15 protein-coding genes are annotated in these 21,577 nt (G+C 41.1%); 12 read left to right on the forward strand and 3 right to left on the reverse strand.

Features of this window, described 5'->3' with window-relative positions:
* Nucleotides 1-9 precede the first annotated feature (9 nt).
* The 6 genes from B2O97_RS16005 (at nucleotide 10) to B2O97_RS16030 (ending at nucleotide 8,577) form a co-directional block, all read left to right on the forward strand.
* The gene (locus tag B2O97_RS16005; protein ID WP_286767697.1) at nucleotides 10-3,099 is read left to right on the forward strand and encodes a SusC/RagA family TonB-linked outer membrane protein; all 3,090 of its coding nucleotides are present in this window, start codon (nucleotides 10-12) and stop codon (nucleotides 3,097-3,099) included.
* Between the two features lie 11 nt (nucleotides 3,100-3,110).
* Nucleotides 3,111-5,168 carry a RagB/SusD family nutrient uptake outer membrane protein gene (locus tag B2O97_RS16010; protein WP_115045998.1) on the forward strand — a complete coding sequence of 686 codons (2,058 nt, stop codon included), beginning with the start codon at nucleotides 3,111-3,113 and terminating at the stop codon, nucleotides 5,166-5,168.
* A 15-nt stretch (nucleotides 5,169-5,183) separates the two neighbouring features.
* Nucleotides 5,184-6,167, forward strand: coding sequence for a DUF4973 domain-containing protein (locus B2O97_RS16015; RefSeq protein ID WP_115045996.1), 984 nt, complete (start codon nucleotides 5,184-5,186; stop codon nucleotides 6,165-6,167).
* A gap of 57 nt (nucleotides 6,168-6,224) precedes the next feature.
* Nucleotides 6,225-6,971: an aspartate/glutamate racemase family protein gene (locus tag B2O97_RS16020; RefSeq protein ID WP_115045994.1), complete on the forward strand. Its 747-nt coding sequence runs from the start codon at nucleotides 6,225-6,227 to the stop codon at nucleotides 6,969-6,971.
* Between the two features lie 99 nt (nucleotides 6,972-7,070).
* Nucleotides 7,071-7,784, forward strand: a complete 714-nt coding sequence (locus B2O97_RS16025) for a pirin family protein (RefSeq protein WP_070562400.1) — start codon at nucleotides 7,071-7,073, stop codon at nucleotides 7,782-7,784.
* A 148-nt stretch (nucleotides 7,785-7,932) separates the two neighbouring features.
* Entirely contained in the window at nucleotides 7,933-8,577 is a 645-nt protein-coding gene (locus tag B2O97_RS16030) for an MgtC/SapB family protein (protein WP_070562397.1), read from the forward strand.
* Between the two features lie 25 nt (nucleotides 8,578-8,602).
* On the opposite strand, the gene xseB is transcribed toward B2O97_RS16030, so the two are convergent.
* Both xseB and xseA read right to left on the reverse strand, forming a co-directional pair.
* Nucleotides 8,603-8,824 (reverse strand): exodeoxyribonuclease VII small subunit, encoded by a 222-nt coding sequence (gene xseB / locus B2O97_RS16035; protein WP_070562394.1) that lies wholly within the window; start codon nucleotides 8,822-8,824, stop codon nucleotides 8,603-8,605.
* Between the two features lie 49 nt (nucleotides 8,825-8,873).
* Complete coding sequence (xseA, locus tag B2O97_RS16040; protein WP_115045992.1) at nucleotides 8,874-10,160, reverse strand: exodeoxyribonuclease VII large subunit; 1,287 nt, start codon at nucleotides 10,158-10,160, stop codon at nucleotides 8,874-8,876.
* 230 nt (nucleotides 10,161-10,390) lie between these two features.
* Here xseA and B2O97_RS16045 point away from each other — a divergent pair, with 230 nt between their 5' ends.
* The 3 genes from B2O97_RS16045 to radA all read left to right on the forward strand — a co-directional run bounded on the left by B2O97_RS16045 (nucleotide 10,391) and on the right by radA (nucleotide 14,753).
* Complete coding sequence (locus B2O97_RS16045) at nucleotides 10,391-12,115, forward strand: serine hydrolase domain-containing protein (protein WP_145328227.1); 1,725 nt, start codon at nucleotides 10,391-10,393, stop codon at nucleotides 12,113-12,115.
* Nucleotides 12,112-13,272, forward strand: coding sequence for a dipeptidase (locus B2O97_RS16050; RefSeq protein WP_115045989.1), 1,161 nt, complete (start codon nucleotides 12,112-12,114; stop codon nucleotides 13,270-13,272). Before B2O97_RS16045 ends, B2O97_RS16050 begins: the two co-directional genes overlap by 4 nt.
* Nucleotides 13,273-13,367: 95 nt before the next feature.
* Nucleotides 13,368-14,753, forward strand: coding sequence for a DNA repair protein RadA (radA, locus tag B2O97_RS16055; RefSeq protein ID WP_286767698.1), 1,386 nt, complete (start codon nucleotides 13,368-13,370; stop codon nucleotides 14,751-14,753).
* Between the two features lie 153 nt (nucleotides 14,754-14,906).
* On the opposite strand, the gene B2O97_RS16060 is transcribed toward radA, so the two are convergent.
* Entirely contained in the window at nucleotides 14,907-15,590 is a 684-nt protein-coding gene (locus B2O97_RS16060) for a peroxiredoxin family protein (RefSeq protein WP_201639921.1), read from the reverse strand.
* Between the two features lie 72 nt (nucleotides 15,591-15,662).
* On the opposite strand from B2O97_RS16060, the gene B2O97_RS16065 reads away from it, so the two are divergent.
* From B2O97_RS16065 to B2O97_RS16075, 3 genes are all read left to right on the forward strand, one after another.
* Nucleotides 15,663-16,811 carry a methionine aminotransferase gene (locus B2O97_RS16065; protein ID WP_286767699.1) on the forward strand — a complete coding sequence of 383 codons (1,149 nt, stop codon included), beginning with the start codon at nucleotides 15,663-15,665 and terminating at the stop codon, nucleotides 16,809-16,811.
* Nucleotides 16,812-16,952: 141 nt separating this feature from the next.
* Entirely contained in the window at nucleotides 16,953-18,881 is a 1,929-nt protein-coding gene (gene nagB, locus B2O97_RS16070) for a glucosamine-6-phosphate deaminase (protein ID WP_414711304.1), read from the forward strand.
* A gap of 162 nt (nucleotides 18,882-19,043) precedes the next feature.
* Entirely contained in the window at nucleotides 19,044-21,533 is a 2,490-nt protein-coding gene (locus B2O97_RS16075; protein WP_286767700.1) for a TonB-dependent receptor, read from the forward strand.
* Nucleotides 21,534-21,577: the final 44 nt, after the last annotated feature.

Consider the following 21,577-nt stretch of genomic DNA (forward strand, 5'->3'; position numbering starts at 1 on the left):
AAAAGAATTATGAAAAGATTATTACTGCTATGTACGCTACTGCTCACGGTAATTGGCTTAACCATGGCCCAAGAAAGCGTGGAGGTTATTGGGCTAGTCTCCGACGCTCAAAAGACACCTATGATCGGTGTGAGCGTGTCGGTAAAAGATGCTCCGGGATGGGGTGTGGTAACCGATAATAATGGACGATATAAAATTAAAGTCGATCGCTATAAAACACTTATTTTTTCCTCTGTTGGCTATCAAAAAAAGGAGGTTTTGGTAAAAGATAACTTGACTATCAACGTAACCTTGCTGGAGGCGGAAACGAGTGTGTTAGATGAGGTTGTTGTAACGGGTACTGGTACACAAAAAAGGTTGACATTAACAGGGGCTGTCAGTACAGTGGATGTCGAGACCATGAAATCAAATCCTACATCCAGCATTACAAATGCGCTCGCCGGAAATGTACCCGGCGTGATGGCGATGATGCAATCTGGCCAACCCGGTAAAAACATTTCTGAATTTTGGATACGTGGGATCTCAACTTTTGGCGGTGGGACCGCTGCCTTGGTCCTCGTTGACAATATTGAACGGGATATCAATGATATCAACATCGAAGATATTGCTACCATTACAGTGCTCAAAGATGCCGCTGTAACGGCGATTTATGGATCTAAGGGGGCTAATGGTGTTATTTTAATTACAACCAAACATGGTAAAGAGGGAAAAATCAGCATTAACGTAAAAGATGAAAATATTTACAACACGCGGACCATTACGCCCGAGTTTGAGGACGGTGTAACTTATGCAAACCTATTGAATGAAGCGCGTATTACGCGAAACAATGCTCCGGTCTATCAACCGGAAGAACTCGAAATCTTGCGATTGGGCCTAGACCCCGATCTTTATCCGAATGTAAACTGGAAAGATATGTTGCTCAAAAAAGGAGCGATGACCTATCGTGCGAATTTAAATTTAAGTGGCGGCGGACCAACTGCCCGTTATTTTGTGTCAGGAAGTTACGTTGATGAGGGCGGGATGTACAAAACAGATGAAGCCCTGCGTAAAGACTATAATACAAATGCGAATTTTAGACGTTGGAACTATCGCTTAAATACCGATATCGATATAACAAAATCGACTTTGCTTAAGGTTGGTGTGGCTGGAGATCTCAGTAAAAGGAATAGCCCCGGATTAGGTGATGATTTCTTTTGGGGAGTATTATTTGGATATTCACCCATAAGAACCCCGATAATGTACTCTGATGGCCGAGTTCCGGCGATCGGTGGAGGCAATATGACAAATCCATGGGTCGTGGCAACACAAACAGGTTTCAATGAGAATTGGACCAATAAAGTGCAGACCAATATTACCCTCGAACAAAATTTTGATTTTATTACTAAAGGCCTTCGCTTCCGGGGAATTGTCGGCTACGACACTTTTAACGAAAATAATATACAGCGACGAAAATGGCCTGAGCAATGGCTTGCCGAACGTGCAAGAGATGAAAATGGTCAAATAGTTTATCGGCATATATCAGATCCGAGAGAAATGTATCAATACAGTTTCTCCAAGGGAGATCGACGTGAATTCTATGATCTGATGTTTAATTATGATCGAAATATTAGTGATCATAATATCGGAGCGGTTGCTCGATTTACACGCGATGCTCTTGTAAAAACGGTAGATCTCGGCGATGATATAAAAAATGGTATAGCAAGACGTAATCAGGGGATGGCCGGTCGAGTCACCTACAATTGGAAATCACGTTATTTTGTTGATTTTAACTTCGGTTATAATGGATCAGAGAACTTTGCCATCGGTCAGCAGTATGGATTTTTTCCGGCATTTTCAGGGGCTTGGAATGTTTCAGAAGAAACATTTGTCAAAGAAAATATGCCTTGGATGAATATGTTCAAGATCCGCTATTCTTGGGGTAAAGTGGGGAACGATCAGCTAAAAATTGGAAACGATCAAGAGCGTTTCCCTTATTTATACACAATTTCTGGAGTTTCTAGTGCTTACAAGTGGGGAGACTATGGCGTTGATCGGAATTATACGGGCTTAAGATATAGCCAAGTTGCTTCGCCATATGTGACCTGGGAGATGGCTGTTAAGAAAAATCTGGGATTTGATCTAGCTCTCTTTAAGGACAAGGTTATTGCCAACTTGGATTTCTTTGATGAAAAACGGACCGGAATTTATATGGAGCGTAGGTATTTGCCAAGCTTGGTGGGCTTGGAAAGTACACCAAGGGCAAATGTGGGGGCGGTTAAATCACGTGGTTTCGATGGACGGTTGGAGTATAAGGGAAAATTGGGCGAGGTGAATCTGACAGGGCGAAGTAATATTACCTACAGTAAAAATGAAATTACGACAATCGATGAAGAAAATAATGTGTATGGTTATCAAAATCGAAAAGGCTACCGTGTAGATCAAGCTGTTGGATTGATCGCTTTAGGGCTTTTTAAAGATTACGATGATATCCGCAATAGTCCAAAACAAACATTTGGGACCTACCAACCAGGTGATATCAAATACAAAGATGTAAATGGCGACGGCGTTATCGATGATGGCGATCGGGTCGCTGTCGGAGCAACCAGAAGACCCAATCTAATCTATGGTGTGGGCGCGTCGGCAAGCTGGAAAAATTTGGATATCAGTGTGCATTTTCAGGGAGCAGGTAAATCTACTTTCTTTACCTATGGAAAGACTGTATATGCCTTTAGCGAAGGCGAGTGGGGACAAGTAATGAAAGGAAGTATGGGCGATAATCGGTGGATTTCAGCCGATATTTCTGGAAATCCAGCGACGGAAGATCCGAATGCTTCGTACCCGCGCCTGAGTTATGGCCCTAATCCGAATAACTTCCGGGAGTCTACCTTTTGGCTGCGTAATGGTCAATATCTCCGACTTAAAACTGTAGATATTGGTTATAGCTTGCCCAAACATCTAGCCAATCGTATCCGGGCAAATAGCATTCGGTTTTTTGTCATTGGTAGCAACCTCCTGACTTGGTCAACATTTAAATTATGGGATCCCGAATTAGCAAGCCCAAGGGGAGAAGATTATCCATTGCCAAAGTCGTTCACTTTTGGTGTCAATGTTAACCTTTAAAATTTAGAGAAATGAAAAATAAGAAATTATATGTTGTATTCATGCTTCTACTTGGCACAGGCGTCATTTCTTCCTGTACAAAAGATTATTTAAAGTCTGATCAATATTTCAAAGACCGCCTCACAACCGAGAAAGTCTTTAAGAGCAAGCTCTATTCGGAAGAGTGGCTTGCCAATGTATTTTTAGAATTCAAGGGTGAAAATGCAGATGTAGCAAGTAAAGGGCTTACTCCGCATTGTTTTGCAGATGATATGTACTATGGTGATCGCGATAAAGATTATGATCCATCAAAAAATGAATTGTCTTACAACATGTTTAAGATGGGCCTTTATACGGAGAATGATAAACAGGGGACATGGGCGCAATGTTACCGTGGGATTCGGAATGCAACCACCTTTATTCAGCATATTTATATGAATACTGAAATGTCTACTGCTGAAATTGCGGATTACCGCGGGCAAGCGCGTTTTGCACGGGCCTATTTATACTGGCTTTTGCTTCGTAAATATGGACCGATTCCATTGTTGCCAGATGAGGGCTTAGACTATACGGATAGCTATGATAATTTGGCGGTTCCACGTAATACGTATGAAGAGTGCGCTAACTATATTAGTGATGAAATGTTGTTGGCGGCAAAAGAAATGGAAGCTTTAGGTATGAAAAGGAGCCAAGACGGTTCTGCCCGTCCGAGTGTAGGTGCAGCTTTGGCAACGCGAGCCAAAGCCTTACTGTATGCTGCAAGTCCGCTGGCCAATGGTAATAATGCAAGTATTGGGGCAAGGTTGGTTGACAATCAGGGAAAACGTCTCCTTTCCGCAGAATATAAAGAAGAGAAGTGGGCTAAGGCTGCGGCAGCAGCGCGAGATGTTATGGAACTAGGCGTGTATCAACTGTATTGGACCGGATTACAAACAACAGGAAATGATGCCACCGTAATACCGCCTAAAGACAATAATTTCTCGGAAAAGAGCTGGCCCGATGGCTGGGCAAATATCGACCCGGCTAAATCTTATGCCCAGGTATTTGACGGTACGTTGCCAGCCTCTGGAAACCCTGAGCTAATCTTCACACGTGGTACCAATCAGGAGAACGAAGGGATTGATGCTATGGTTGCCCATCAGCTTCCACGTTCGGCAACGGGATGGAACACACACGGGCTGACGCAAAAACTTGTAGACGCTTACTACATGGATAATGGTTTGGATGTACCGGGAATGGATAAAGAAATCGGTCGTGGAAATGGTTCAAATCGCTTGAGCGGCTATGTTTCACAAGAAGATTATGACAAGGGAAAATACAAGCCCCTGCGCCCGGGAGTCTCTTTGCAGTATGCGAATCGCGAACCTCGCTTTTATGCTTCTGTTGCTTTCAATGGTAGTTTCTGGACATTGTTAAACGAAACACAAGAACGCAATCGGAACCAACAGGTGTTCTATTACCGCGATAATGACAAGGGGAATGGGTTTAACTCGTCCAATGCCTATTGGCTCCGCACAGGTTTCGGTGTTAAAAAGTTTGTTCATCAAAATGATACTTATGAAGGGGGAAGTATGGCTCGTATCGTGCCAAAAGCGGAGCCAGCAATTCGATATGCGGATATTTTACTCATGTACGCTGAAGCATTAAATGAGCTGGGCGGATCCTATAGTATTCCATCTTGGCGAGGTGGTGTTTACACCATTAGCCGAGATATTGCAGAGATGAAAAAAGGAATACAGCCTGTACGGATTCGCGGTGGCGTACCAGATTACGGTGTAAGTGTATATAGCAATAAAGTCGAGCTGAGAAAAACATTAAAACGCGAACGTTTTATCGAGCTTATGGGAGAGGGGCAACGTTACTATGATTTACGCCGTTGGATGGATGCTCCCGTCGAAGAGGCTTTGCCTATTTATGGTTGTAATATCCTCATGAACCAAAAAGATCGGGATCTCTTTCATCAGCCGGTTGCGGTATGGGCTTTGAAAACAACTTTTGCAGATAAAATGTGGTTTTGGCCGATTAGTCATAGTGAACTAAAACGCAATAAGAACTTAACACAAAATCCAGGATGGACTTATAACGATTAATCAAATAGATATCTTATGAACAAGTTATATATACAATTCTTTCTATTGCTCATACTCTTCATTTTTGGAGCATGCAATGATGAATGGAAGGAAGAACAATATGAACATTATATTTCCTTTAAAGCTCCTTTAGATAACAACGGAGTTTCCAATATTTATGTTCGCTATAAAGATGCTGCGAAAAGTACCTTTTTACAGCCTTTGATTGTGAGTGGATCAACCAATAACGAATCAAATTTTGCGGTTCGGGTCGGAATTGATGCGGATACCTTAAATGTGGTGAATTTTGAACGGTTCCAAAATCGGAAAGACTTTTATTACCAACAAATAAGCAGCAATTATTTTTCGTTTCCCGCGACAGTCAATATCAATTCGGGCGAAAACACGGGCTTACTGGCAATAGATTTCTCTTTAAAGGGCATTGACATGACTGAAAAATGGGTGTTGCCGCTGACGATTATGGATGACCCCTCTGCAAACTATAAAGGACATCCTCGAAAGTATTACAAGAAAGCAATACTTCGGGTTAATCCATTCAACGATTATTCCGGCAATTATTCGGGAGCAGCTCTCTTAACTAGAATGGAGGGACAAGAAAATGAGACACCAGTCGTAAAAAGCGAAATCCGAAGTTATGTGGTCGATGAAAATACTGTTTTTTTCTATGCGGGGAATATTGACGAGGAAAGACAAGATCGACGGAATTATAAGATATACGCAACCTTTACGAAGACGGGGACAGTAACTTTCCGCTCGGACAACCCCAATATCAAGTTTGTTGTGAATAAAGATGCGAGTTATACAGTCTCGGAAGCAATGGATAAAGTTCGCCCGTATCTGAAGTGGCGTTGGCTGACGATTAATAATATTGATTATGAATTTACGGATTATACCATGATTCCGAATGTACCGATTCGCTATAAGGTTGCTGGCTCACTTACGTTGGAACGAAAATTAAACACACAGATTCCTGATGAGGACCAAGCGATAGAATGGTAATTTCTACAAACCATTTTTAGGACTATTGGTTATATCTATGATATAAAAATAGTTTTTATGATTGGAATAGTAGGCGGACTAGGCCCTTATGGAGGCTTAGATATTACGAAGAAAATTATAGATGAGACGGCGGCAAGGTCCGATCAGGAACACTTGCCGCTTTTGTTATTCTCATGTCCAAATTTGATCCCTGACCGAACGGCTTATTTATTTGATAAATCCAATGTTAATCCCGGTAAGGCTATTGCTGCAATTTTAAGACAACTTGAAACTGCTGGAGCGACGATAGCCGCGATTCCATCCAATACAGCACATGCAGAGCCTATTTTTTCCGTCGTTCAAGATGAAATGGCGCGTGTGGGAAGTGGGTTGAAACTCTTGCATATCGTTCATGAAACGGTTCGGTTTGTAGTGGAAAACTATCCCGACACAACAGTAGGCATTTTATCTACCGCTGGAGAGCAGATCTGCAGTTTATATCGGGAAGCTTTTATTCGAAAAGGTTTCGTTTTTGTTGAGCCAGAAGGAACACAACAAGAGAAGGTAAATAATGCAATCTATGATGAAGACTATGGAATAAAGGCCCAGCCGGTACCGATCGCGAATAAAGCGAGAGAAGATCTATTGTTGGTTATGGACGACCTGAAAAAGAAAGGCGCACAGGTCATTATTTTGGGTTGTGCAGAGTTGCCTTTTGCTATTCCCGAACGGGATCACAATGGGATGATTCTCATAGACCCGAATAGAATTCTCGCTCGTGCACTTGTTCATTCGTTTGCTCCGGATAAGCTAAAACCATTGTAGTGATCTCTTTTTACAAATTGTCATATTGTCAACGTAAATTACTGTTGGTGTGGGTTTTGCCTCTTTGTAAGTAGAAGCTTATGCAGTAAGGAGGACAAGATGCAACAGATGATATACCGTGAAAATGATCGGGGCCATGTTGATTTCGGCTGGCTGAAAAGTGCACATTCATTCAGTTTTGGACAGTATCTTGATCCCGAAAGAATGAATTTTGGTGCATTGCGGGTATTGAATGACGATCAGGTAGAGGGCGGACAAGGTTTTGATCGGCATGGTCACCACAATATGGAAATTGTTAGTATACCACTCGAAGGGACACTTATACACCAGGATAGTCTAGGCAATGGCCGTACGATTCAAACAGGAGAAGTGCAGATCATGTCTGCAGGTACAGGTGTGCAGCATGCCGAGTTTAATAGCAATCAGAAGGATCTTGTTAAATTTTTACAAATTTGGGTAATCCCCAACGAAATAGGGTTGGAGCCCAGATACGATCAGAAATCCTACCTTCAACTGGGTCGGAACAATAAATTTGCAACCATTGTTTCACCGGATAAAATGGATCACCATGCTGTACATATACATCAGGATGCCTATTTTAACTTGGGAGACCTAGAGGCGGGTAAAAAGATAGACTATACTGTTCATTCGGAGCAAAATGGACTTTATCTTTTTGTTTTGGAAGGAAAGATCGCTGTAGCAAATGAAATGCTTTCAAGAAGGGATGCCATTGGTTTATACGAAACAGAAAAAATAAGCATTGAGGCTTACTATGATGCATCATTGCTGCTAATTGAAGTGCCGATGTATTAGGTCGATGAAAATGAAGCTTACTATGATATATCGTTATTGCTGATTAAAGCTCCGATGTATTGGATCGATAAAGAGTTATTCTTGAATAGGGAGGTCATTTGATAGATCTCCCTATTTTTCTTAAATTGGATGAAGAAGATATAAACTCATGGATAACCTATTTCAACCTTTCGAAACGCGAGACATTTTGCTTATTATGTTATCAGTCTTAATAGGCCTGCTGATCGGGATTGAACGTGAATATCGCAATAAGTCTGCGGGTTTGAGGACGTTTATATTGGTGAGCTTTGGATCTTGTCTTTTTACGATTCTTTCGTTAAAAATTGGCTTGGCAAATCCAGATCGATTAGCCGCAAATATTATTACGGGTATCGGTTTCCTAGGTGCAGGCGTGATTTTCAAAGAAGACAATAAAGTAAGTGGTATAACGACCGCTACGACAATTTGGGCTACAGCTTCTTTAGGTATGTGTGTTGGTGCCGGATATATATTTTTAGCTTTTATTGGTGTGGGCTTGGTTCTGATGATATTAGCGCTGCTAACTTATCTACAAACCTATATTGACAATTATCACAAGATAAAAGACTATGAACTGCAGACCTTATCTGAGGCAGATTTTGAACATACGGAACAGTTAATCCGAAGTATGGGCTTTAAAGCTGTCGTCATAAGTCAACGGTATAACAAAGAAAGTTTGAATACCGTATGGCGATTGACGGGGAATGTTAACCAGCATAGAGCGCTTGTAGAAACCCTGCGGCGTGATAGGCAGGTGGTGGCCTATCAATATTAAGGAATTACGATATTGTTTGCTTTATTTATTCATCATCATCCGTTTCCTGAGTCGGGGTTATCTGCTGTAATAAACTGTTTACTTCGTCCTCCGTCGCTGTTAACTTGGCTTTGCAGACTTGAATGAGGTCGGAAGCCCTCTTGATTTTTCCCGCGAGCTCATCAATGTTTGTTGTGCCATTTTCTATTTCCCTCACGATAGTTTGTAACTCGTTAAAGGCATCTGTGTAGGTATAATTCTGTCCCATTATGCTATGCTTGATATGCTTTCTTTAAATTTTGTATGGCGATGCCAAATTAAGTATTGTTCTCATCTAGGTCTTCCTTCGGAGATTTATCTGTCACAGTACTGGTAAGCTCTCCATATTCGAGTATCGTCTGTATTACATCGCCTTGAGATACTTGTGTCACCGACTGCAGTAATTTTCCGTTAACCTTAGTAATTGAAAACCCTTGTTTTAATAGTCTAATTGGATCAGATAGCTGAATAATTCGTTCGGTATGAGCCAGTGCCGTTTTGTGCTCATAAAAGCGCAATTTTAACAAGGCGTTAAGATCATGTTGAAATTGCTGGATGGCCGCCCTCGAGGTCTGAATTTCTCTCTTTCCGATCCATTGTATATGCGTTGCCAGTTGAGATAAGATATTGTGCTCTTCTTTAAATCGGGTAAGAATGAGCTGCTGTATACGCTCTGCAGCCCGATCGACTGGAATAGCAAAATTATGAAACTTCTGAATCAGAAAATCGGCCAGCTCACTGGGCGTAATCGCGTTTTTATAGGCTACCATTTCGCTAACTGTATAATTCGTCGAATGCCCAATACCCGTCAATACGGGGATGGGAAATATAGCGATAGCACGAGCTAGCAAGTAGTTATTATAACTGGAAAGACCAACCTCACCGCCTCCACCACGGATGATGGCGACCACATCGTACCTGTCTATTTTTTCAGCAATAATGGCAAGCTGATTTATAATAGAAGGTACTGACTTGTCTCCTTGTAACAATGCAGGGAAGAGGGTGGATTCGATGCGGTAACCCCAAGGGTTTTGATTAATAATCTTGTAAAAATCAGAAAGCCCCTTACTTGTTTCTACTGAAATAATTGCCAATCTTTTGGGAACGACAGGAAAGTCCAATAATTTATTAGACTCATATATGCCCTCTGCTTTCAGCTTTCGAATACTGTCTAACTTCTCCTTTTCAAGTTCACCTAAGGTAAAAGTCGGATCAATATCAACAATGCGCAAGCTTAACCCGTACATGGGGTCATAGGAAATACTTGCCTGAAATAACATCGTGATCCCTTCTCGTAAAGGTTCTTGGGCAGCTTTAAGAAAATTGTTGTTGATACGATTGTAATCAGCTTTCCATAGGATCGACCGAATTTCAGCGACAATTTTACCATCCTGTTTTTCTACCAGTTCAGGATAACAGTGGCCAGAATGCGTATAATGATTGAGCTTGTTCATTTCAGCCTTGATCCAGTACAAACTCTTATACCGCTCTGCAAGTGTCTTTTGGATACTGCGGCTGACTTCCAGTAAGGAAAATATCGTTTTATCTTGAATCAATTCTGGCATTAGTCAAACTTACAGAAAAAACCTTCATGATGCAATTGGGGGCAATGCCAATTCAGGTTTCAGGAACGTCGCTGCGTTTAGCCTGAAGAGGATGGCAAATAATAATACATCAATTTGGAAATGCGCAATAGGTATAAGTAACAAAATTGATTTTTTTTCGTACGAACCTATTCCTTCGTTATATAATTCGTATTTTTATTTGATAGAACCTAAAAAACGATAAAAGCAGAATGAAAAAACGATTTTTTGGGGCATTATTTGCAGGTTTGTTCTGTATTAGCCCCCTGTTTGCTCAATATAAGTCTACAATTAAAAACGAAACGATACTGTTTAATAACCTTGATCAGTTGCTGCCTTTAAAAAATCTGGATCAACTTCGTATCGCAGTTGTTGTTCCTAACGCGGCAAAATATAGGATGTTTACGGACCAACTGGCTCGTTATGCAAACACCAAAGTTTTCGATTTTAATAAATTTGATGAGGACATCAAATATTATAATACCATTATTGTGGCGGGAAAGGAAGATGATTTAGATGCCGATTGTCTAACACAGTTGAAGCAGGCTGTATTAAACAATAAAAAAGTTATCCTTTGCCATTTTTTTGAAAATGACAAAAACAAAAAGAGCCTATCTGAGCATCCACAATCTGATTTGATCGAATTGCTTGCTCCTTTTTCAGAAATTGGACAGCAGCAGATGGCAATGTCTATTTTTGGTGGGATTTCTATTACCGCCGGTAACGTCAAAACCACACAGACAAGAATACAATATGGCGCTGCCTCAAGTTCTAATCTGAACCTGACCAAATTGACGAAGAAAATTGATGCCATTGCACAAGAAGCCATCGATAAGCAAGCAACACCGGGAGCTGTTGTCATGATCGTGAAAGACGGGCAAGTACTCTTGGAGAAATCTTACGGTTTTCACACGTATTCCAAAGATATACCCACAAAAACAACTGATATTTTTGATCTCGCATCTGTCAGTAAGATTGCGGGTACTACTCCTGTCATTATGCGTCTTACCGAGCGGAATATTATTAATTTGGATAGTACTATGGGGCACTACCTGTGGCAGGCAAAGTATACCAATAAAAAGGATATCAAACTTCGTTCCGTCATGTTACATGAAGCGGGATTTACACCTTTTATTCCCTTTTATAAATATCTGAAGGGGGGCGATGTTGTGTCGGCAGCCGACGATAACCATCAGGTGAAAATGGCCGATAACAGCTATATCCTCAACAATTATTACCGTGATGTCATGTGGCCCGAAATGCTAAAATCACCGGTAAAACCCACGGGAAATTATGTGTATAGTGATATCAGCATGTATGTGATGAAAGAAGTTGCAGAACATCAGACTGCTGAGCCTATGCAAGATTATGTGCAGGAAAACTTTTATAGACCATTGGGGATGACCCGTGCGGGTTACCTTCCACGCGAGCGTTTTGCAAAGGATGAAATCGTTCCTACCGAGCAGGATACCTCCTTTCGAAAAACATTGTTAGAAGGCTATGTACACGATCAGGGTGCGGCAATGGCTGGCGGTATTGCTGGGCATGCTGGATTATTTGCTACCGCAAATGATTTGGCAATCTATGGTCAGTTGCTATTGAATAGAGGCGAGTATGGAGGTGAGCGTTACTTTAAAACAGAAACCATCGATTTATTTACCTCTAGGCAATCGGCAAGCAGTCGGCGGGGATTAGGTTTTGACCGCTGGGATCCGAATCCGAAAAATGAATATCCATCTAAGTTAGCGAATAGCACTGTATTCGGACATACGGGCTATACAGGAACATGTATTTGGATCGATCCGCAAAATCAGTTAATTTATATCTTTTTATCCAATCGGGTACATCCTCAGGTGAGTACCAGACTTTTGGATCTGAATATCAGGAGCAGGATTCAGGACGCTATTTATGAAACGATCAATGAAATTCAAAAATGATAAAAGGCCTCTTATTACTTGGACTAGCAATGACAACACTCAGCAATGTTGGATATAGTCAAGACTATAAACAGATACACCAAGATTTGGTGGTCGTCGACGGACACAATGATGTGATTTATGAGTCCATTTTCCAGGGAAAAGATATCGGCCAGCGAATAAGTACGGGAGCGACAGATTTGCCTCGACTGCGGGAAGGCGGTGTAGATGTGCAGGTCTTTGCTGTGTGGTCCGATGACGCGAAGTGGAAATCCGGAGCATTTAAGCATGCCAATGACCAGATCGATGCATTGGAAAAGATGATTGCAGCAAATGCCGATAAAATAAGTTTGGCAAAATCTTCAGGTGACATCGATGCGATCTTAAAAACAGGTAAAATAGTTGCGTTGATCGGTGTGGAAGGTGGAAATATGATTGAAGGAAGTGTTGACCATCTGGTCCGGCTTCATGAGCGCGGCGCCAAATACCTCACTTTGACCTGGAACTACAATTTGCCTTGGGCAAGCTGTGCCGCGATGGAATCGGGAGATATGCGTTCCAAAGATAAGGGGTTGACAGCGCAAGGGCGAGCAATTATCCGCAAAATGAACGAATTGGGAATGATGATTGATCTGTCTCATGGAGGAGAGCAGACTTTCTATGACGTGCTGTCGATAACGACCAAACCGATCTTGGTTTCGCATAGCAACGCCTATGGATTATGTCCACATTTCCGTAATCTGAAAGATGAACAATTAGAGGCGCTGAAAAAAAATGGCGGCGTTGTTGGTGTGAATTTTTATTCAGGTTTTTTGGATCCTGCCTATGAAACAAGGCTTAAGGGTTTGTATGCAAGTAAATTTGGCGATACCGGAGATACAAAATTGAGTACCTGGGCCATGTATGAAAAGTTGCCAAAGGAACTTCAACGGCAAGCCGATGCTCCACTGTCGAAATTATTGGATCATATTGACTATTTGGTCAAAAAAGTGGGTATAGACCATGTTGCTGTAGGCTCGGACTTCGATGGTATAGAATCCTCACCCCAAGGTCTAGAAGATGTTTCTAAATTTCCGTTATTAACCAAAGCGCTGTTGGATAGAGGATATACAAAGACGGATGTTGCGAAGATTATGGGACAAAATTTCTTGCGGATCTTAAAAGAAAATGAAGGATAAGGCTAACCAGTCCTTGCGTATGGTCTTGGTGAATATATAATACGTACGACGATGATATTGCGCTTTTAACAGCTATAAATTTGTAATTTCGTAGCATGGCAAAATCAAAATCAGCATACTTCTGTCAAAACTGTGGCTACGAATCGCCCAAATGGATGGGACAATGCCCTTCTTGTAAGCAATGGAATAGTTTTGTTGAGGAAGTCGTCGAAAAGACGAGCTCAAAAGTGCCCGAATGGCGTAGTTCTACCACAGGTGGAAGCACGAAAAGAGCGAATATAGCTGCGATCATCCACGAAATTGTCTATCAGGATGAATTACGGATATTGACTCCTGATCAGGAGTTTAACCGGGTTCTTGGTGGTGGTATCGTTCCGGGTTCATTGGTACTTATCGGAGGCGAACCTGGTATTGGGAAGTCTACGTTGATGTTACAGCTCGCGTTATCGATCCCACAAGTCAAGACACTTTATATTTCTGGGGAAGAAAGCGAACAGCAAATTAAGATGCGGGCAGAGCGATTGTCACAATCTTCTAAAGCAAATTGTTATATCCTTACCGAGACATCGACTCAAAATATTTTCAAGCAGATCGAGACGGTACAGCCGAATGTCATTGTCATAGATTCTATACAGACTTTACATTCCGCACAAATTGAATCGGCGCCAGGATCGGTTTCTCAGGTACGCGAATGTACCGCAGAATTGCTGCGGTTTGCAAAAGAAACCAGTACACCAGTTTTTATTGTAGGACATATTACCAAGGACGGATCTATTGCAGGTCCCAAGGTTTTAGAACATATGGTGGATACGGTGCTTCAATTCGAGGGTGATCGTCAGCATGTATACCGAATTTTACGGGCCGTAAAGAATCGTTTTGGATCTGCTTCAGAACTGGGTATTTATGAAATGCAGGGGTCGGGGCTTAGGGAAGTGTCGAATCCTTCGGAGATTATGATTTCCCAGCGCGATGAACCTGTTAGTGGCGTTTCCATTGCGGCGATGCTCGAAGGAGTGCGCCCTATGATGATTGAAGTGCAGGCACTGGTGAGTAATTCGGCGTTTGGAAATGCTCAGCGCTCTTCTACAGGCTACGATACGAAACGATTAAATATGCTGCTGGCTGTTTTGGAGAAACGCTTTGGCTTTAGGTTAAGTGCACAGGATGTGTTTTTGAATATTGCCGGTGGGTTACGTGTCGAAGATCCTGCGATCGATTTGGCTGTTGTTGTTGCAATTATTTCTTCACAACAGGATATCGCGATTCGCTCCAATCTGACTTTCGCAGGTGAGATTGGTTTATCGGGCGAGATCAGAGCTGTAAACCGTATAGAACAGCGGATACAGGAGGCTGAGAAGCTGGGCTTTGATGGTATTTTTATTTCTAAATTCAATACCAAAGGATTGGACGCTAAAAAATATAATATTGCCATCCGTCCGGTTGCCAAATTGGAGGACATCTTCAGTGCCTTGTTTGGCTAAGCGACAAAAAGGGGTAATCAATCGTTTAATATCCTAATTTACTGGGATCATCTTAAAATAGATTTTTTCAGAAAAATGGCCTTCTTCAAAGAATAAAAATTAAAAGACCATGCTTTTACTAAAACATGGTCTTTTTTATGGATCGTCTATAGTTTACTTTTTCAAGACTTCTTTCAATTTTGCGCGTAAAGCATCACCATGTAAATTCTTGGCGACGATTTTCCCATTGGGATCGATCAGTACATTCTGAGGAATAGATTTTACGCCATATAATGTTCCGACATCATTTTGCCAACGTTTGAGATCCGAAACATGACTCCAGTGCAATTTATCTGCATGGATGGCTTTAATCCAAGAATTGCGATCCTTATCAAAGGATATACCCAATATTTCAAAGTTTTCACCTTTAAATTGTTGGTATGTTTTTACAAGATCTGGGCTTTCGACACGGCAATCCGGACACCAAGATGCCCAGAAATCAAGGAGAACATACTTTCCTTTAAAGTCCGAAAGCTTTACAGGGTTACCAGTAGTATCATTTTGCGTAAACGCGGGAGCTGTTTTTCCAACTTGAACCGTTTCCAATGTATTTAAGTAGTCTTGGAACTCTTTCCCTTCACTTGAATTCTTGACATTTTTACTCAAGGTATTATAAAGCGCCTGAAGCTCGGGGTATACAGGGTCATAACCGCCGACTCTACGCAAGTCAACCAATGTCGATATAGAATCCGGGGCGGCCTTAACGCGTGCAATATACTCCTCTTTGGTAAGTTCTTTTTTTTGTGCAGAACCAAAGAATGGCAGAACTAAAAAAAGTAGTGTGATGTATTTTATCATGTTATTATTCTTATATATATTTACAAATATAAGAAAATCCACTAATTTAGTAGATTAATAAAATGTCAAAAAATGAACTTCAACCTAACTTCTAAACTTCCACATGTCGGCACGACGATTTTTACCAAAATGACGATGCTTGCTAATGAGCAGCAAGCCTTAAATCTGTCGCAAGGTTTTCCTGACTTTGAGACTGATCCGAAGTTGGTTCAATTAGTGTCTAAGGCAATGGAACAGGGGCATAACCAATATGCGCCAATGATTGGGGCACAGGCATTACGTGATACGATCGCTAAAAAATATCGTGAAGTTTATGACGTGGCGGTTGATGCAACAGCGGAGCTTACTGTGACATCTGGCGGTACACAAGCAATTTTTACAGCTATTGCCACAGTTGTTAGGCCACAAGATGAGGTTATTATCTTTGAACCGGCATACGATTGTTATGCGCCGACGATCGAATTGTTCGGCGGTAAAGTTGTTCCCGTGCGATTATTAGCTCCGGATTTTCAGATTGACTGGTATTACGTCGCTACGTTAATTAATTCCAAAACCCGTTTAATCATCATCAATAATCCGAATAATCCAACAGGCAAAGTACTTGGTAGAGAAGAATTGATTAAACTTGGAGATTTGTTATCAGGTACCAATGCGTTGTTGCTGAGCGATGAGGTATACGAGCATATTGTTTTCGATGGTGCTTCCCCACAATCGGTGCTGGAAATCCCGACTTTGCGCGAGCGAAGCTTTGTTATTGCTTCCTTTGGAAAGTTGTTGCATACCACGGGTTGGAAGATTGGTTATTGCATTGCCCCGCCGCAATTAACGCAAGAATTTAGAAAAGTGCATCAATTCAATGTATTTAGCGTAAATACACCCATGCAATTCGCTATCGCGGAATATTTGGAGGATATAAGCTATGTCAAAGGTCTATCGGAATTTTTTGAGCGAAAAAGAAACCTATTGAAAGACGGATTAAAGGGATCCCAGTTTACGATTCTTCCCTGCGAAGGAACTTATTTCCTGAATATCGATTATAGCGCGATCAGTCAGGAGAAGGAATTTGAATTTGCTTGCTCGTTAACCAGGGAGCACAAAATTGCAACCATCCCACTTTCAGCGTTCTATAAAGAAGCTACAAATCAACAAGTTTTGCGGGTTTGTTTTGCTAAAAAGGATGAAACGCTATTAAAAGCTGTCGAGATTCTGAATAAGGTATAGCTGTATTATTGGGGTAAAAGAATAGCTAAAAGGTTTTATTTAAAATATCGCTAAGAAAGAACCACTTTATTAAAATTTTACTTCAACTTGAGGTACTAATTTTATAAATTTGTAATTCACGTTTATCAACATACCCATAAAATGGCTAGATTAAATTTATTGGAAGAAACACGCTTCGAAAAAGTCCCTGTGAGCGTCTATCCAGATCAAAATTCAGCTTCGAAAAACGTTGCAAATCGTATTGCTGAAATTATTCGTGCAAAGCAAGAGAAAGGTGAGAAAGCTGTTCTGGGCCTTGCTACCGGTGCCACTCCGGTAAAAGTCTATCAAGAATTGATTCGTTTGCATAAAGAAGAAGGTTTAAGCTTTAAGAACGTGATTACCTTCAATCTTGACGAATACTACCCTATGCAACCTGATGCCGATCAGAGTTATGTGACCTTTATGAACAAAAACTTGTTCGATCATGTAGATATTGATGCGGCTAATGTAAATATTCCAGATGGTACCTTAGCTCCTGACCAAGTAAATGCATTCTGTGAAGCTTACGAACAGAAGATTACAGCAGCAGGAGGTTTAGATATTCAATTATTAGGTATTGGCCGTACAGGCCATATCGGTTTCAATGAGCCAGGTTCTGCACCTAACTCAGGTACACGTGTCGTAACGTTGGACGATTTGACTCGTCGCGATGCTTCCCGTGCTTTTGGTGGAAAAGAAAATGTACCGACAAAAGCGATTACCATGGGCGTAGGTACAATTTTCAAAGCGAGAGAGATTATTTTAATGGCTTGGACCGAGACAAAGGCTGAGATCATTAAAAAAGCAGTTGAAGGTGAAATCTCCTCGGAGATTCCTGCAACTTATCTTCAGTTATCGGACAACGTTGAATTTATTCTTGATGAAGCGGCAGCATCATTATTGACACGTTTTGATCTTCCTTGGTTGGCAGAAGATGTTACCTGGACACCTTCATTAATTAAAAAAGCAGTCGTTTGGTTGGCTTTAGAGATCAAAAAACCAATCCTGAAACTTACCGACGAGGATTATAATGCGCACGGGATGGCCAAGTTGGTTACAGAGACCGGTCCAGCATATAATATTAACATCCGTATATTTAACGAACTTCAACATACGATCACGGGATGGCCAGGAGGTAAACCCAATGTTGACGATTCACAACGTCCTGAGCGTGCTAACCCAGCGAAGAAAAATGTGATTGTATTTTCTCCACATCCGGATGATGATGTCATCTCGATGGGCGGTACATTTATTCGCCTGGCAGATCAAGGACACAATGTCCATGTTGCTTACCAAACTTGTGGTAATACAGCAGTTTGGGATGATGATGTGGTACGTTATCTGGAGTTTGCTGAAGATCTTGCAAAACAAATTGGGGCAGAGGCAGAAGCTTCTCAGATCGGCCGCATTTATGATGAAGAAAGAGCAATTTTTGCAACAAAAAAACCAAATCAGATCGATACTGAACTTGTCCGTAAAATCAAAGCATTAATCCGTAAGGGTGAGGCGATCGCAGGAGCCCGTTTGGTTGGTTTGCCAGATGAGAATATCCATTTCCAGGATCTACCTTTCTATGATAGACAGAAGTTTTCAAAAAATGTATCTTTTGAAGATGATATTCGACAAACAATGGAATTGTTGCGTCAGGTAAAACCACATCAGGTATTTGCTGCGGGTGACTTTGCAGATCCACACGGTACGCATAAAGTATGTTTCGATATCTTGTTTGAAGCATTGAGCAGATTGAGCAAAACAGATGAATGGACCAAAGATTGTTGGTTATGGTTATACAGAGGTGCATGGCATGAATACCCAATCCACGAGATCCAAATGGCCGTTCCATTATCTCCGCAAGAAGTTTATCGCAAACGTTTAGCCATCTTCAAACACCAATCTCAAAAAGATTTACCTGTATTCCCTGGAGATGATCCACGTGAATTCTGGGTACGTGCTGAAGACCGTACAAGCGAAACCGCAGCTTTATATGACCAATTAGGTCTTGCAAATTATGAAGCTATTGAAGCGTTCGTAAGATGGAAATTTGACTAAAATACCTGTCTGACTATAAAATAACTGTCTGACGACATAAAAAAGTCCTGAGCCTGAGGTGGTTCAGGACTTTTTTTGTTTTTAATCATTCTAAATAGGTTATTTTTTATACCTTTGCGCTATTATTTAGAATAATTAAAAATAATTACCAAAATTATTAACATGGACAAACACTTACGAGCTCTCGCTTCTACATTTTTAATCGGAGGTGCAGTATATGGTCAAACCTCGGGAATCGTCAAAGGTAAAGTCGTCGATACACAAAATAATCCTTTAAGTTCAGTAACCGTTTCAATCGGAGATAAAAAGGTCCGTACAGACCATAGAGGTCATTTTAGACTACATGGCATTGACCAAAATACGGTCATTAAATTCACTTATATGGGCTACCAAACAACCGTTATTGATTATGTTTTTAGCACGAAGAGCCCTGAAGTGATTATTGATCCAATTATCCTGGTGAGCAATGAGCAGGCCATTGATGAGGTGGAAGTGTTTGGTGAACGCAACAAAAAGCCAAAAGGCTTGGAAATGATTACACGTATGCCATTAAAACCTTCGGATCAAATTCAGAGTATTTCTGTCATCTCCAATAAGGTCATTCAAGATCAGGGTATTCTTACGTTGACGGATGCTGTAAGAAATATTCCGGGTGTAACCTTGTTCGGTTCTTATGGCGGTGTTAAAGAATCTTTGTCAACACGTGGTTTCAGAGGGGTACCTGTCTTGAAGAACGGTGTGCGGATGGACTCTCAATTTCAGACTGCATCTGGAGTCGTTGATATGCAAGGTGTGGAGTCTATTCAGATGATTAAAGGGTCTGCTGCGGTTACGCAGGGTGTTATTACGGATATCGGTAATGCAGGAGGGGTAATTAATGTGGTCACTAAAACCCCTAATTTCACGAATTCTGGAGAGATTGGTGTCCGTGCAGGAAGCTGGGGGCAATTCCGCCCAACCTTTGATTTCCAAACGGTACTAGATAAGAAAGAGACCGTTGCTTTTCGAATGGATGGCGCTTATGAACGTAGTGATAGCTACCGCAAAAGTGTATCCTCCAACCGTGTTTATCTAAATCCATCCTTAGCTTGGAAACCAACGGATAAGACGACAGTTACTTTGGAGGGTGATTATTTTAATGATAATCGTACGCCCGTTAATTCCGCAGTCAATTTAAATCCTTCGCAAGGGGTGAATGCGCTATATGTTATCCCGAACAATAAGTTTTTGGGCTTCAATTCCGATAATAATAATACAGAGATGAAGAGCTTTATGGCCCAGATCAATCATGAATTGACCGATCGCTGGAGCATCAGAGCTTCTATTGCAACGTCCTCTTATCAGGTTGATAACCAGTCATCTTCTTCCACATTGATTAAAGACGATGCAAAACAATATAATACCTTCTCGCGTTCCATGAGTAAGAGCCTGCGCGATGACAAGAATAAAACTTTTCAGTTTGACTTGATCGGAAAAGATCTTTATACGGGTAAAGTAAAACATTTGGTTCAGGCAGGGGTGGACTATCGTATTGCTGATGCGACAACAACTTCTTTTGCCGGAAAATTAAGTCCACTGGAGAAAAATGTTCTTTTGAAAAAAGCCGATCAAAATAGCAATGTAATTGATATTATTGATATCCATGGTGATTGGGTGAATGATCTTTCGGAAGTGGTATACGTCGATTCGTTGGGTAACCAGCGGAAAGGAAAGCAAATTGTCTATACAGCAGGAACTCCTGTACGGAGTTATTATTCTTCTATAGGATTTATGGGGCAAGACGTTATTGAATTTAACAAATACATTAAGGCTGTATTAGGTTTACGTTATTCCGAAATTACAACAAAAGATTTTACATCAAACGGTAATAAAAGGGAGTCGGCTTGGAATCCAATGGCGGGAGTGATTGTTACGCCATTTGAGAATTTCAACGTATTTGGATCTTATACAAACTCAACGAATTTAAGAAATGCGGCAAATCCTTTAACAGATGGTACAGCGGCAGGTGCTTCTAAAACCGAACAATTTGAGGGGGGAATTAAATCCGATTGGCTGAATAATCGTTTACGTTTCAATTTAACCTATTTCCATATTTATACCTCAAACTTGACGAATGCGGAGTATACACCAGGCACGAATGTCGCCACAGGATTATACTTTAAGGCCGGGGATTTGGTGCGCGATGGTATTGAGGCAGAGTTGAACGGTCGTGTATTGGAAAATTTGACAGTGATGTTGGGCTATGCGTATTTAGACGCACGTTATAAAAATTCACCATCTTATATGGATGGATCGGCACCGATGAATGCGCCAAAACATACGGCAAATGCATGGATACAATATGTATTTAATCAAGGAGCTCTTCGGAACCTGAGCTTAAGTGCCGGAGTTTATTATGTTGGAGACCGACCTGTCAATGAATATAGCTTAACCCCAAATGGGCACGGCGAATATTATGGTACAGAACCTTTCAATATGCCAGCATATACCACATTAAATGCGCAGGTGGGATACAAATGGCGCAAATTTGATGCGAAAGTCTTTGTAAATAATATCACCAATGAGATCGGATTGAATTCATACTTCCGCGGTGGTTTTATTAATCAGATCGATCCAAGAAATGCTGCGGTTGCATTGAGTTATAAGTTTTAAAGATATAAGTCTATATAAACAGAAGAAGCTGTCTCAAATTTATT

Source organism: Sphingobacterium sp. UBA865 (genome assembly GCF_002295765.1).
Classification (GTDB): domain Bacteria; phylum Bacteroidota; class Bacteroidia; order Sphingobacteriales; family Sphingobacteriaceae; genus Sphingobacterium; species Sphingobacterium multivorum.

Bases quoted from the DNA above. Each gene is read 5' to 3' on its own strand.
- B2O97_RS16005 (WP_286767697.1), top strand. From the start codon at position 10: ATGAAAAGATTATTACTGCTATGTACGCTACTGCTCACGGTAATTGGC.
- B2O97_RS16010 (WP_115045998.1), top strand. From the start codon at position 3,111: ATGAAAAATAAGAAATTATATGTTGTATTCATGCTTCTACTTGGCACA.
- B2O97_RS16015 (WP_115045996.1), top strand. From the start codon at position 5,184: ATGAACAAGTTATATATACAATTCTTTCTATTGCTCATACTCTTCATT.
- B2O97_RS16020 (WP_115045994.1), top strand. From the start codon at position 6,225: ATGATTGGAATAGTAGGCGGACTAGGCCCTTATGGAGGCTTAGATATT.
- B2O97_RS16025 (WP_070562400.1), top strand. From the start codon at position 7,071: ATGCAACAGATGATATACCGTGAAAATGATCGGGGCCATGTTGATTTC.
- B2O97_RS16030 (WP_070562397.1), top strand. From the start codon at position 7,933: ATGGATAACCTATTTCAACCTTTCGAAACGCGAGACATTTTGCTTATT.
- xseB (WP_070562394.1), bottom strand. From the start codon at position 8,824: ATGGGACAGAATTATACCTACACAGATGCCTTTAACGAGTTACAAACT.
- xseA (WP_115045992.1), bottom strand. From the start codon at position 10,160: ATGCCAGAATTGATTCAAGATAAAACGATATTTTCCTTACTGGAAGTC.
- B2O97_RS16045 (WP_145328227.1), top strand. From the start codon at position 10,391: ATGAAAAAACGATTTTTTGGGGCATTATTTGCAGGTTTGTTCTGTATT.
- B2O97_RS16050 (WP_115045989.1), top strand. From the start codon at position 12,112: ATGATAAAAGGCCTCTTATTACTTGGACTAGCAATGACAACACTCAGC.
- radA (WP_286767698.1), top strand. From the start codon at position 13,368: ATGGCAAAATCAAAATCAGCATACTTCTGTCAAAACTGTGGCTACGAA.
- B2O97_RS16060 (WP_201639921.1), bottom strand. From the start codon at position 15,590: ATGATAAAATACATCACACTACTTTTTTTAGTTCTGCCATTCTTTGGT.
- B2O97_RS16065 (WP_286767699.1), top strand. From the start codon at position 15,663: ATGAACTTCAACCTAACTTCTAAACTTCCACATGTCGGCACGACGATT.
- nagB (WP_414711304.1), top strand. From the start codon at position 16,953: ATGGCTAGATTAAATTTATTGGAAGAAACACGCTTCGAAAAAGTCCCT.
- B2O97_RS16075 (WP_286767700.1), top strand. From the start codon at position 19,044: ATGGACAAACACTTACGAGCTCTCGCTTCTACATTTTTAATCGGAGGT.